This is a genomic window from Acidocella sp. C78 (genome assembly GCF_907164655.1).
The window spans coordinates 56,688-69,013 of sequence record NZ_CAJQZK010000076.1; the positions used below are offsets into that span (position 1 = coordinate 56,688).

The window sequence follows — 12,326 nt, forward strand, 5'->3', positions numbered from 1 at the left end:
GATATCGCCGAGCCCGAACCCGACCATCGCAGCCCCTCCCTGGAGCAGCGCCAGCGCCTCTTCCGCCGGCCAGCGCCGCCAGAGCAGCGCGAGGCCACCGCCCATGCCGAGCAGCCCGGCAACCAGACCGAGCCGGTCCACCGTCACCCCGCCCAGCAGGGCAAGGACGAGCGACACAAGCGCCAGGGCCGCGCCGGCGCGCGGTGCGCCGCCCGGCAGCACCAGCCGCACCACCCCAGCGCCGCCGCCGCGATCGCGAGCTTCGCGGCATAGACCGCGATCCCCTCCGGCCAGCCCAGCGGCGCCGTGGCCCGCGCAAGGCCGGCAGGGGCGAGGAGTGCGACCAGCAGCGCCAGCCCGGCAACCCGGCGCAGCATCGTCTCCGCCAGAAATACCGCGCGGTCGGGCCCGGCATAATCGCCCGGCACCGGTGCTGCATCGGGCCAGGCCAGCAGCACCCCGAGCGCCGCGACGGCGGCTTGCGGCGTCGCCGCGCGGGGCAGCACGGCAAGGGCGGCGAAGCCGAGCAGCCAGGCGAGGTCGGCCGCGAGACCGGATGCGGCAAGGCGGATCGCGGCAAGTCCAGGACCGGCCATGCCGGGATCGATCTCCGCCATCACCCGTATCGCCCGCCCGAGCGCGAGCAACCCGACGAACAGCGCCGGGCCGGCAAGCCCGGCGGTGAGCTGCCCCGCCGCGAAGCCGGGCATGACGGCAAGCAGCGTGACCGTCACCGCCAGCGCGGCCAGCGGCCATATCCCATGCAGCGGCGAGGCGAAGACCGGGCGGATGCGGCGCTTGCGCCCGAGGCGGCGCAGATCCCGCACCGGCTGCGCGAACGGCATGCCGGCCTCTCCCGCCACCGCCCCGGCCAGCCGGGCACGAACGCATTCGAGCAGCACCGCCGCCGCGCCGAGCAGCGCCACGCTCAGCAAGGTGGCCACCGTCCGGCCGGCGAGCACGGCGAGGGTCACGACCACCTCCCTGCGATGCGCGCCCCGCCGAGCCGACGGGCAAGCCGCCGGGCAAGCCATGCCACCGGCCCGTGCAGCGGCGCGGCATATCCCGTGGCGTTGATCTGCGTCACCGGGTCGCCGAAGGGCAGCCAGGCGGGCGGCCGGGCAAACCCGTCCTCGAAGGGCGGCGCCTCGATCGGCCCGGCGCGCAGGCTCCAGCGCCACAGCCCCAGCAGCAGGCCGAGCGGGACCAGCAGCAGAACCGGCGCGGTGACAAGGGCGAGCCCGGCGGCGGCGGCAACCGGCAGGCCGAGCGCGACGAGATCCCGGCGCGGCAGATCCTCGGCCGCGGCGGCGCGCAGGCTACGCGGCCGGCCGAGGCAGACCAGAGCGAACTGGCCCGCCGCCCCGAACCCGGCCAGCGCGAACCCGCAGGCCAGCCCGGTTGCCGCCAGCGCGCCCGGCCATCCCGCGCGGAGCGCCGCGTCGAATATGCCCTGAAACGCGACGAAGCCCGGCCCCGGCGGCAACAGGCTCGCCCAGAACACGGCGCCGCCGAAGCACAGCGCGAAACCCGGCATCCCGCGCGCCAGCCCGCCGAGCCAGTCCGGCGCCCGCGACCCCGTGACGTCCTCGATCCGCGATGCCGCGAGCATCAGCACCGGCGCCACCAGCGCGCCGGTCTCGAGCGCGAGCCGCCCCGCCCCGGCATCGCCCAGCCCGGCCGCAACCAGTGCGAGCCCGGCAAGGCCGAGCGCCGTCCCTTGGGCGAAGCGCAGCAGATCCCCGCCAAGCGCGGCGAGGAGATACCCGGCGGGACACAGCACCGCCCCGGCCGCGAGCGTCGCGCCCGGCAGCCCGGCCGCCGCCGCCAGAGCCAGCAGCGTGGCCGGCAACACCGCCAGCGCGGCAGGTGCCGCCACACGGTCCCGAAGGCTCAGAAACCCGACGATCAATGCCGCAAAAACAAGCGTGTAGAGATTGTTCGCGAGAATGGCGACAAGGCCGGCGAGCACCAGCACGCCGGAAACGCCCAAGCCCGGCGCGGCCAGCAGACCGGCAGACCCGCCCGCCAGCACGGCGAAGATCAGCTCCGCCCGGCCCGGATCGATCGCCAACGCCAGCCCGCCCGCCGGGCCAAGCGCCGGCAGCGCGAACGCCAGCTTGCCCGGCAGCAAGACCGCGCCCGCCAACGCGAGCACAGCCAAGGCCAGCGCCAGGCCGGCAGCAAGAACGGGCGCGATCGACAAGAGTCGCGCGAGCGGGCGGGGCGCGGAGCGTGCCATGTTCCCTTGCTAGCAGGGACCGGCCGAGTCGGGTATGGCGCCGATGTGACGGTTCAGCCCGAGGCCGCCTGGCGCTGCAACCGCCGCGCGGCCACCAGCAAGGCGAACAACGCGAGATCGGCGGCAACGAAGGCCGCCGGGCTGATTCGCGCGGTCGAGAGATTGGCGTCGAGCACGCGCCACGGGTCGATGCCGGAATTCAGCGCATACCAACCGGCCTCACCGCCCGCGGTGATCGCCACCGCCCCGAGGGCGAGGGTGAAAATACCGGCCAGCGAGCGCCGGAAGCCCGGCGGCGCGAGGCGCCAGAGCATCAGCCAGACGAACAGCCCGAACGGCACCATCGCCGCCGAAACGTCGATCTTCTGGGTCAGGAAAAAGTGCCAGATCGAGAGGGCCGCGATCGGATAGACCAGCCGGTGCAGCGACTTCCACCGCCGCCCAAGCCGCGCCATCGCCGCGTCGGTCGAGGTCGCGGCCAGCGCCAGCAACCCGATCGTCGCGATGGTACCGAGGATGAGGTAAAACACCGTAAACATCTGATTCAAAACGAACCCGATGGCATATCCCTCATCCGCCGCATACAGAAACACATGCGCGAACGTGTAGACCGCCGCCGCGAGGCCCAGCATCCGCCGCAGCATCGCCACCCGCATCCAGTCCAACACCGCTCGCGCCGGGGTGATGGCAAGGCCGAGCAGCAGGAAGCGGATCGCCCAGAAGCCGGTCTGCAGCATCAGCTCATGCGTCGGCCGGCCGCCGAGCGCCCCCGCCTGCCGCTCCCACAGCATGTAGCCCGCCGGGGCGATACATAGCCCGAGCGCGATCGTCTTCAGCCAGGAAAACCGCCCCGCCGGCGTGCGCCAGGGCGCGCCGAAAATGCGCGCCTGGCGTTTCGGGCGGGATCGGGCATCAGCGGGCGGGGCGGCATTCGGCATGGCGGTTCTAATTCCGGTGTGGAGGCAGAAATATGCCCTGAATTCGCCCTGCCATCCCCATCCGGATGCAGCGGGGCGCGAAAATCCGTTCAACATTCCGCGCTTGACCGTTCGGGGTGGCGGCTCGCATAACCTCACGCCATGACATCCGCACGGCGCGCCGCCTGCCTCATCCCGCGAATTCGCCGCCCGGCCCTGCAATAGGGCCGGGATCGCCCGCCTGTCCTTTCCTCCGCCGGAGCCTTTTCGATGAACGACCTGCCGTCCAGCCCGCGTGACTACCGCGCCACCGTCTTCCTGCCCCGAACCGGATTTCCGATGCGCGGGGACCTGCCGAAGCGCGAGCCCGAGGCGCTGGCCCGCTGGGCCGCGTCTGGCCTGTTCGGCAAGCTCCGCGCCGATGCCGCCGGCCGCCCGCCCTTCATCCTGCATGACGGCCCGCCCTATGCGAACGGCAACCTGCATATCGGCCACGCGCTGAACAAGATCCACAAGGACCTGATCAACCGCGCCCGCCAGATGGCCGGGTTCGACGCCAACTACGTCCCCGGCTGGGACTGCCACGGCCTGCCGATCGAGTGGAAGGTCGAGGAAGGCTACCGCAAGGCCGGCCGCAACAAGGACGAGGTGCCGGTTCTCGAATTCCGCCGCGAATGCCGCGACTATGCCCAGCACTGGCTCGACGTGCAGGCCGAGGAATTCAAGCGCCTCGGCGTCGAGGGCGACTGGGCGAACCGCTACGCCACGATGGATTTCGCCTCCGAAGCGGCCATCGCCGCCGAAATCCACAAATTCGCCGCCTCCGGCGCGCTCTATCGCGGGCTGCGGCCGGTGATGTGGAGCCCCGTCGAGAAGACCGCCCTGGCCGAGGCCGAGGTCGAGTATCAGGACCGGCGGGACACCGCGATCTGGGTCCGCTTCCCGGTGATCGAGGGCGATCTCGACGGCGCCGCGATCGTGATCTGGACCACGACCCCCTGGACCATCCCCGGCAATCGCGCCCTCGCCGCCGGGCCGGAGTTCGACTATGTCGTGATCCGCATCGCCGACACCACCGAGCACAGCCTCGCCCGCACGGGCGAGCGCCTCGTGGTCGCCGCCGAGCTGCTCGATGCCTTCGCCGCCGAAACCGGCATCACCGCGCACGAAATCGAGCAGACGCTGCGCGGCAAGGATCTCGGCGCCCTCGTCTGCGCCCATCCGCTCCGCGGCCGGGGGTATGACTACGATGTCCCGCTCCTGCTCGGCGATTTCGTCACCACCGAGGCCGGCACCGGCTTCGTCCACATGGCGCCCGCGCATGGCGAGGACGATTTCTTCCTCTGCCGCGCCCACGGCATCGCGGTGCCGGAAACCGTGAACGACGACGGCACCTACGCCGCCGACGTGCCGCTCTTCGCCGGCCTGCATGTCTACAAGGCCGCCGATCCGGTTTGCGCGGCGCTCACCGAAGCCGGCGCGCTGCTCCGGCGCGAGGAGTTCCTCCACTCCTACCCGCATTCCTGGCGGTCCAAGGCGCCGCTGATCTATCTCGCCCGCCCCAACTGGTTCATCCGGATGGACGGCGAGGAGGCGATCCGCGCCCATGCGCTCGAAGCGCTCGACCGCACCGCCTTCGTGCCCGACCAGGGGCGCAACCGCATCCGCTCGATGGTCGAGGCGCGGCCCGACTGGTGCATCTCCCGCCAGCGCGCCTGGGGCGTGCCGATCGCGATCTTCGTCCGGCAGGATGACAAGTCGATCCTGACCGATCCGGCGGTCTTCGCCCGCACCCGCGCCCTGTTCGAGGCCGAGGGGGCGGATGCGTGGTATGCCCGCCCGGCGGCCGACTTCCTCGGCCCGGACCACGACCCCGCCGAGTTCGAGCAGGTCTTCGACATCGTCGATGTCTGGTTCGAGAGCGGCTCGACCCACGCCTTCGTGCTGGAGGCGCGCGGCATGCCCTGGCCGGCGGATCTCTATCTCGAAGGCTCCGACCAGCATCGCGGCTGGTTCCAGGCCTCGCTGCTGGAGGCGGTTGGCACCCGCGGCACCGCCCCCTTCAAGGCGATCGTCACCGACGGCTTCGTGCTCGACGAGCAAGGCCGCAAGATGTCGAAGTCGCTCGGCAACGTCACCGCGCCGCAGCAGGTGATCGACCAGTACGGCGCCGACATCCTGCGCCTCTGGGTGATGAATTCCGACATCCACAACGACCTGCGCATCGGCAAGGACATCCTCAAGCAGCAGGCCGATCTCTACCGCCGCATCCGCAACACGCTGCGCTGGGTCCTTGGCGGGCTCGACGGCTTCACCGAGGCCGAGGCGATGCCGGTCGCCGACATGCCCGATCTCGAACGCTACGTGCTGCACCGCCTCGCCCGGCTCGATGCGATGCTGCGCCGCGCGGTCGAGACGCATGACTGGACCGGCGTCTATCCGGCGATCCACCAGTTCTGCAACAACGATCTCTCGGCCTTCTATTTCGACATCCGCAAGGACGCGCTCTATTGCGACGTCCGGCTCGATGCCGAGGGCCGGATGCTGGCGCAGGGCGAAACCCGGCGCGCCTGCCGTACCGTGCTCGACATCCTGTTCCGCTGCCTCGCCACATGGCTCGCGCCCGTCCTGCCCTTCACCGCCGACGAGGCCTGGCGCGCCCGCCATGGCGAGGAGGCCTGCGTGCATCTCGCGCAGTTCCCCGAGCTTCCCGCCGCCTGGCGCGACGACGCGCTGGACGAGGCCTGGACCGAGATCCGCGCGGTGCGCCGCATCGCCAACGCGCGGATCGAGGACGCCCGCCGCAACGGCGACATCGCCGCCTCGCTCCAGGCCGGGATCGTCCTGACCTTCGCGGTCGACGCGCCGGAAGCCCTGCGCGCGGCGGACTGGGCGGAAATCATGATCACCTCGGCGGCTTCAACCGAAATCGCCGCCGCGCCGGAAGGCGCTGGCGCCAGCGCCCCGCTGCGGGCCGAGCCAGTGGTCGAAATCGCCCCGGGCACGAAATGCGAGCGCTGCTGGAAGGTGCTGCCCGAGGTTGGAACCAGCCCCGCGCATCCCGGCCTGTGCCGCCGCTGCTGCTCGTATGTCGAATGACTGGAACGGCACCTCCCGGCGCACCCGCCCAGGGTAACGCAAGCCGCCGCGCGTTTGGCGCGCTGATGGCGCTGGTCGTGCTGGCGATCGACCAGGTCTCGAAAGCGTGGGTGCTCTACGGGCTCGACCTGCCGCGGCGCGGCAGCGTCGCGATCCTGCCGATGCTCAACTTCACCATGGTCTGGAACCACGGCGTCACCTTCGGCATCCTCGCCGGCGACGATGCACGGCTGCTGCTCATCGCCGTCGCGATCGTGGCGATCGCCGGGCTCTCGGTCTGGCTCTGGCGGACCCCGTCGCTGCTCGCGACCCTCGGCCTCGGGGCGATCATCGGCGGCGCCGCCGGCAACGTCATCTCGCGAATCGGCTATGGCGCCGTGGTCGATTTCGTCGATGTCCATGTCGGCGCCCTGCATTGGTATGTCTTCAACCTCGCCGATGCCGCCATCGATGGCGGCGTCGCCGCGCTGATCCTCGAAAGCCTGTTCAGCCACGACCGCGCCGGTCACTTGCCGCCTCCGGCGCGCGAGGATAAGGAAACGCCATGACCCGTTCATCGCGCGCGACCCTTCCGCTCCTGCTGCTCGGCCCGCTGCTGCTGGCCGGCTGCAGCCATCCCGCCAAGACGTTCGGGCTCGAACTCACCCCGCCGGACGCGTTCGCGGTCGGCACCGAGGCGCCGCTGAGCGTGCCGCCGGATCTGCAAACCCTGCCGCCGCCGGTGCCCGGCGCGCCACGGCCGCAGCAGGTCTCCGCCGCCGGCGAGGCGCAAAGCCTCCTCGCCCCGCAATCCGCCCTGCAAGCGGGCAGCACCAGCCTCGGCCCGGCGCAGCAGGCGCTGCTGCAACAGGCCGGCCCGACCCCGCCCGCCCATATCCGCGCGACCATCAATCAGCAGGCCGAACAGGAAAGCCGCGGCACCGGCTTCGTCGACTCGCTGATGTCCTTCGGCGGCAAGACCCAGGGCGGCAACCAGGTGGTCAACGCGCAGTCCGAACAGAAGCGCTTGCAGGAAAACGCCGCCCTCGGCGAACCGGCGACGAAGGGTGCCACCCCGGCAGCCGCCCCTGCCGGCGCCTCGAAAGGCCTGCTCGGCCGGGTCCTCGACCTGTTCTGAGCCGTTTTCCACCGGCACGGGTGCGGTTCGACCGCCCCGCCGCTTGAAGTCGCCTCCGCGCGGGACATATCGCTGCCATGTCGAACAGCATCACGGCCCCACCGGCCGCGGCCGAAACCGGCCGCGCCGCGCCTTCCGTCGCCCTGACCACGCTCTTTGCCGTCGCCACCGGCGCGGTGGTGGCCAACATCTATTACGTGCAGCCTCTGGTCGGCACGATCGCGCCGGATATCGGCCTGCCGCCCGCGGTCGCGAGTCTGCTGGTGACGCTGACGCAGCTTGGCTATGCCGCCGGCCTGCTGCTGCTGGTGCCGCTGGGCGATCTGCTGGAGAACCGCAAGCTGATCGCGCGGATGGTCGGCGCCTCCGCTCTCGCCCTCGCCCTCGCCGCCTTCGCCTGGAACGGCGCGAGCTTCCTCGCCGCCGCGCTGCTGATCGGCGTCAGCTCGGCGGCGGTGCAGATCATGGTGCCGATGATCGCCTCCCTCACCCCGGATGCGATCCGCGGCCGGGTGGTGGGCAATGTGATGGCCGGGCTGCTGCTCGGCATCCTGCTCGCCCGGCCGATGGCGAGCTTCGTCGCCTGGCTCGCCGGCTGGCGGGCGGTGTTCGGGCTCTCGGCGGCCGGGATCGCCGCGCTCACGGTCCTGCTGCGGCTGAAACTTCCGCGCGTGACGCCGAAGCTCGATCATCATTATGGCGAGCTGATCGTCTCGATGCTCGGCCTCTACCGCACCGAGCCGACGCTGCGCCGCCGCGCCGCCTATCAGACCTGCGCCTTCGCCGCCTTCACCCTGTACTGGACGGCGGCGCCGCTGCTGCTGCTGCATGAATTCCATTATACGCAGCTCGGCGTTGCCATCTTCGCGCTGGTCGGCGCCGCCGGCGCCGCCGCCGCACCGATCGCCGGGCGGCTGGCCGATGCCGGGTATGGCCGGGCCGGCACCGCGACGGCACTCGGGCTGATCGCCCTGTCCTTCCTGATCTCGGGTTATGGCGCGTCCATCCACAGCGTGGTGCTGCTGGCCGGTGCCGGCGTGCTGCTCGATTTCGGGGTGCAGGCCAACAACCTGTTCGGCCAGCGGGCGATCTACGCCCTCGCCCCCGAGCGGCGGGCCCGGCTCAATGGCGCCTACATGACCGCCTTCTTCCTCGGCGGCGCCGCCGGCTCGGCGGTCGCCAGCACCCTGCTGATCCGCGGCGGCTGGCAGCTCGTCGCGCTTGTCGGCGCAGCGCTGCCGCTGATCGCCCTCGCCTACTTCACGGTCAACGAGCTGCGCCGGGCGCGGCTGCGGCACCACGGATGAAGGCGGCGCTTTCGTCGAGGGCGGCGCGGCCCTCGGGCAGGATGGCGTGGAACATCGGCCAGACATGCGGCACCACCGGCCAGACCCGGAGCAGGCTGGCGACGCCCTGGTGCAGCGCCTTTTCGTGCAGGCGCACGGAATCATCGCGCAGCACCTCGCGCGCGCCGACATGGATGAGCATCGGCGGCAGGCCGGCTAGATCGGCATAGAGCGGAGAGGCAAGCGGGTTGCGCGGGTCCGCCCCGGCGAGATAGGGCCGGGCGCCATCGGCCAGCCGGCTGGCCTTGATCATCGGATCGCGCCGGGCATTCTCGACGATGCTGGCGCCGGTCGCGGCAAGGTCGGTCCATGGGGAGAAGAGCAGCAGCCGTGCCGGCATCGGCGTCGCCGCCTCACGGATCCGCAGCGCGAGGGCGAGGGCGAGACCGCCCCCGGCGCTGTCGCCGGCGATGGCGAGGGATGCGGGATCGTGCCCCTGCCGGATCAGGCCCGACCAGGCAGCTTCGGCATCATCGACGGCGGCGGGAAACGGATGCGCCGGAGCGAGCCGGTAATCGGCGGCGAAGATCCGCAGGCCCCTTGTGGCCAGGCCGCCGGTGATGGGGCGGTGCGACTCGGCGGAGCAGACGACATATCCACCGCCATGCAGATAGAGAACGGTCATGGCCGGCGGGGCGCCTAAGGCGGGCTCGACCCATTCGCCGGGGACACCGCCCATGATCGACGAGGTATATCGCACCCCTCGGGGGATGGGCATGGGCGAGCGGAACGCCCGGCGGAGGGTTTCGGGGGTATTGGCCCGGGCGAGCTTTCGCTTGACCTCGAAGCGCAGGACCGGATTGAGCAGGTGGGCGGCGAGACTGGTCATGTGCGTGGTGCCGTGGCGGAGTGGTGATCGGGGAGGCGTGGTTGTAAGATGGGGTCATGCCGATCCGTCGCCTAGACCCGATAACGATCAACCGGATTGCCGCCGGCGAGGTGATCGAACGGCCGGCCGCCGCGGTGAAGGAGCTGGTGGAGAACGCGCTCGACGCCGGGGCGCGGCGGATCGGGGTTGCGATCGAGGGCGGGGGGATCGGGCGGATCGAGGTGACCGATGACGGGCATGGGATTGCCGAGGCGGAACTGAAGCTGGCGATCGAGCGGCATGCGACATCGAAACTGACGGACGAGGCGCTGGTGCGGATTGCCACGCTGGGATTTCGGGGCGAGGCGTTGCCGTCGATCGGGGCGGCGGGGCGGCTGACCCTGACGTCACGGCCGGCGGGGCAGGATTCGGCGGCGAGGATCGTGGTGGATGGCGGGGCGGTGCGGGAGGTCGAGCCGGTGGCCGGACCGGTGGGGACCTGCGTGATCGTCGAGGATCTGTTCCATGCGACGCCGGCGCGGCGGAAATTTCTGCGTGGGGCGGCGGCGGAGGCGGGGGCTTGTGCGGAGGCGGTGCGGCACCTGGCGCTGGCGGCGCCGGGGGTTGGGTTTTCGCTGACGATCGACGGGGTGGCGCGGTTCGAGCTGCCGGCGCAGGACCGGCGGGAGCGGGTGGCGGCGATTTATGGGCGGGGGGATGCGGAGCGGCTGCTGGAGATCGAGGCGGCTCGGGAGGAGGTTGTGCTGCGGGGGTTCATTTCGCCGGCGAGTCTGACGCGGGCGGCGGGGCGGCACCAGCACATGGTGGTAAACGGGCGGCCGGTGCGGGACCCGCTTTTGCGGATGGCGCTGCGGCTGGCGTATCGGGAGCGGATTCCGGCGGGGCGGCATCCGCTGGCGGCTTTATGGCTGGAGATTCCGGCGGAGATGCTGGATGTGAACGTGCATCCGGCGAAGGCGGAGCTGCGGTTCGCGAACCCGGATGCGGTGCGGTCGCTGGTGATCGGGGCGGTGCAGCGGGGGCTGGCGACGCCGGCGGAGCTGGGGGCGGCGCCTTCGGTTTCGCTGCCACGGACGAGCTGGGCGGCGGCGGCGGCGATGCCGCGATATCCGCAAGCGGAGAGCCGGGCGGCGCGGGGGTTCGCGGAGGCGGAGCTGCGCGGGCTGGATTTGCCGCCGGCGCGGGTTGTGCCGGAGGTTTTGCCGGAGGTGCGGCCGGAGTATCCGCTGGGGACGCCGATCGCGCAGGTGTTCGAGACGTATATTCTGGCGCAGAGCGGGGATGGGACGCTGGTTCTGGTGGACCAGCATGCGGCGCATGAGCGGCTGACGGAGATAAGGCTGCGGGCGGAGCGGGAGTCGGGGGGATTGCGGCGCAGGCGCTGCTGGCGCCGGCGGTGGTGGAGCTGGCGGCGGAGGACGTTTCGCGGCTGGTGGAGGCGGCGGAGACGCTGGCGGCTCTGGGGCTGGAGATCGAGGCGTTCGGGCCGGGGGCGGTGCTGGTGCGGACGGTTCCGGCGGCGCTGTCGAAGGCCGATCCGGCGGGGTTGGCGCGGGATGTGGCGGACACGCTGGCGGAGAGCGGGACGGCGGCGGCGCTGGAGGTGCGGCTGGACGCGGTTTTGATCCGCATGGCGTGTCATCGTTCGGTGCGGGCGGGGCGGCGGCTGGTTTTCGCGGAGATGGAGGCGCTGTTGCGGGCGATGGAGACCACTCCCCTCGCGCAGACCTGCCCGCATGGGCGGCCGACGGTTTTGCGGCTGACGCAGGGCGATCTTGAGCGGATGTTCGGCCGGGCCGGCTGATTGTTGGGATTCGCAACAAATCGGGCGTGATGGGGCGCGGCGGCGTCAGGCGCGAAATTTCCGGCGTGGGGGGTTGAAGCGGGCTGCGCCGGGGGCGCGGGACCAGAGCGGGTTGGGCGCGGGATGTGCCGGCGCGGGGGGTTCGGGCGGTTTGGGCTGTGGCGCGCGGGGTTTGGGCGCGCGGGGTTTGGCGCGGGGGCGGCGGAGGCATGTGGGCGGGCGGATGCCGAGCGTGTGGCAGAGCGGGCGGAGGATGCGCCCGGCTTGCGGGGTGGCGGCGACGAGGGCGGCCATTTCCTCGGTTTCAAGCATGGCGCGGAACTGGGCGGCGACCGAGGCGGTTCCGGGGATGAGGCGGGTGAGCCAGGCGAAGCGGCGCGGGAGCGGCGAGCGCGGGCCGGCGCTGCCCGCGCGGGCGGTTTTACGCCGCCGGGCCGGGATGGCGGCGAGGCGGGCGAAGCGGGCGCCGAGGCGGCGGAGGCGCTGCCAGATGAGGACGATGACCGGCCCGGCGACGCCGTGTTTCAGCCCCGCGGCGGCGATGTGCGCGCAGAGCGCCTCGATGAAGGTTTCGAAGCGGGGGAGCAAAAATCCGGGGGGTGTGGGGGTTGGGGTGGTCACGGGTGCAAAAATCCCATGAGGGGTGGGGGTGGGCAAGGAGGTTTGTTGCATCACACCACACTTGTTTTAGGCCAATATACGCTCAGCGTATTGTCTTGTGGATTACGTTAGGCTTTTATAATTTTTCCATTACCTTCTCCAACAACTGAGAAATTACCGATGATGGATAAAAAGCACGCATTCATAGTTGGTGCAGGTTTTTCTAACCATGCCGGACTGCCATTAGCCTCACAATTTACCAAAAATCTCTTAAATATCGAGGGTCTAAGACTTGATGGGCCAACCGCACTCCAAGTCGATTTCATAAAAAAATTTGTTTCCGACATATATGGCCATGATTTAGCCTGAAGT

General features: G+C 70.9%; 10 protein-coding genes and 1 pseudogene. 6 read left to right on the forward strand and 5 right to left on the reverse strand.

Annotated elements, in window-relative coordinates:
- Positions 1-143 precede the first annotated feature (143 nt).
- The 3 genes from ACIDOCELLA78_RS90050 to ACIDOCELLA78_RS90060 are packed head-to-tail and all read right to left on the reverse strand — an operon-like array spanning position 144 to position 3,180.
- Positions 144-974 carry a hypothetical protein gene (locus tag ACIDOCELLA78_RS90050; RefSeq protein WP_249675946.1) on the reverse strand — a complete coding sequence of 277 codons (831 nt, stop codon included), beginning with the start codon at positions 972-974 and terminating at the stop codon, positions 144-146.
- Positions 971-2,242 (reverse strand): hypothetical protein, encoded by a 1,272-nt coding sequence (locus ACIDOCELLA78_RS90055; protein WP_249675949.1) that lies wholly within the window; start codon positions 2,240-2,242, stop codon positions 971-973. The genes ACIDOCELLA78_RS90050 and ACIDOCELLA78_RS90055 overlap by 4 nt, the downstream gene beginning before the upstream one ends.
- 53 nt (positions 2,243-2,295) lie before the next feature.
- Positions 2,296-3,180 carry a sulfite oxidase heme-binding subunit YedZ gene (locus tag ACIDOCELLA78_RS90060; RefSeq protein WP_201728876.1) on the reverse strand — a complete coding sequence of 295 codons (885 nt, stop codon included), beginning with the start codon at positions 3,178-3,180 and terminating at the stop codon, positions 2,296-2,298.
- A 249-nt stretch (positions 3,181-3,429) separates the two neighbouring features.
- Between ACIDOCELLA78_RS90060 and ileS the strand changes: the two genes are divergently transcribed.
- From ileS to ACIDOCELLA78_RS90080, 4 genes are all read left to right on the forward strand, one after another.
- Positions 3,430-6,258, forward strand: coding sequence for an isoleucine--tRNA ligase (ileS, locus tag ACIDOCELLA78_RS90065; RefSeq protein ID WP_201728877.1), 2,829 nt, complete (start codon positions 3,430-3,432; stop codon positions 6,256-6,258).
- Positions 6,255-6,806: a signal peptidase II gene (gene lspA, locus ACIDOCELLA78_RS90070; RefSeq protein WP_201728878.1), complete on the forward strand. Its 552-nt coding sequence runs from the start codon at positions 6,255-6,257 to the stop codon at positions 6,804-6,806. The genes ileS and lspA overlap by 4 nt, the downstream gene beginning before the upstream one ends.
- Positions 6,803-7,375 (forward strand): DUF3035 domain-containing protein, encoded by a 573-nt coding sequence (locus tag ACIDOCELLA78_RS90075; protein WP_201728879.1) that lies wholly within the window; start codon positions 6,803-6,805, stop codon positions 7,373-7,375. The genes lspA and ACIDOCELLA78_RS90075 overlap by 4 nt, the downstream gene beginning before the upstream one ends.
- A 77-nt stretch (positions 7,376-7,452) precedes the next feature.
- Positions 7,453-8,682, forward strand: a complete 1,230-nt coding sequence (locus ACIDOCELLA78_RS90080) for an MFS transporter (protein WP_201728880.1) — start codon at positions 7,453-7,455, stop codon at positions 8,680-8,682.
- On the opposite strand, the gene ACIDOCELLA78_RS90085 is transcribed toward ACIDOCELLA78_RS90080, so the two are convergent.
- Entirely contained in the window at positions 8,642-9,550 is a 909-nt protein-coding gene (locus ACIDOCELLA78_RS90085) for an alpha/beta hydrolase (protein WP_201728881.1), read from the reverse strand. The genes ACIDOCELLA78_RS90080 and ACIDOCELLA78_RS90085 overlap by 41 nt on opposite strands.
- Before the next feature lie 56 nt (positions 9,551-9,606).
- Between ACIDOCELLA78_RS90085 and mutL the strand changes: the two are divergent.
- Positions 9,607-11,354 (forward strand): annotated as a pseudogene (mutL, locus tag ACIDOCELLA78_RS90090) (DNA mismatch repair endonuclease MutL).
- Between the two features lie 45 nt (positions 11,355-11,399).
- On the opposite strand, the gene ACIDOCELLA78_RS90095 reads toward mutL, so the two are convergent.
- Positions 11,400-11,975, reverse strand: coding sequence for a hypothetical protein (locus ACIDOCELLA78_RS90095; RefSeq protein ID WP_201728882.1), 576 nt, complete (start codon positions 11,973-11,975; stop codon positions 11,400-11,402).
- A 162-nt stretch (positions 11,976-12,137) separates the two neighbouring features.
- Between ACIDOCELLA78_RS90095 and ACIDOCELLA78_RS90100 the strand changes: the two genes are divergently transcribed.
- Positions 12,138-12,323 carry a hypothetical protein gene (locus tag ACIDOCELLA78_RS90100; RefSeq protein ID WP_214006283.1) on the forward strand — a complete coding sequence of 62 codons (186 nt, stop codon included), beginning with the start codon at positions 12,138-12,140 and terminating at the stop codon, positions 12,321-12,323.
- Positions 12,324-12,326: the final 3 nt, after the last annotated feature.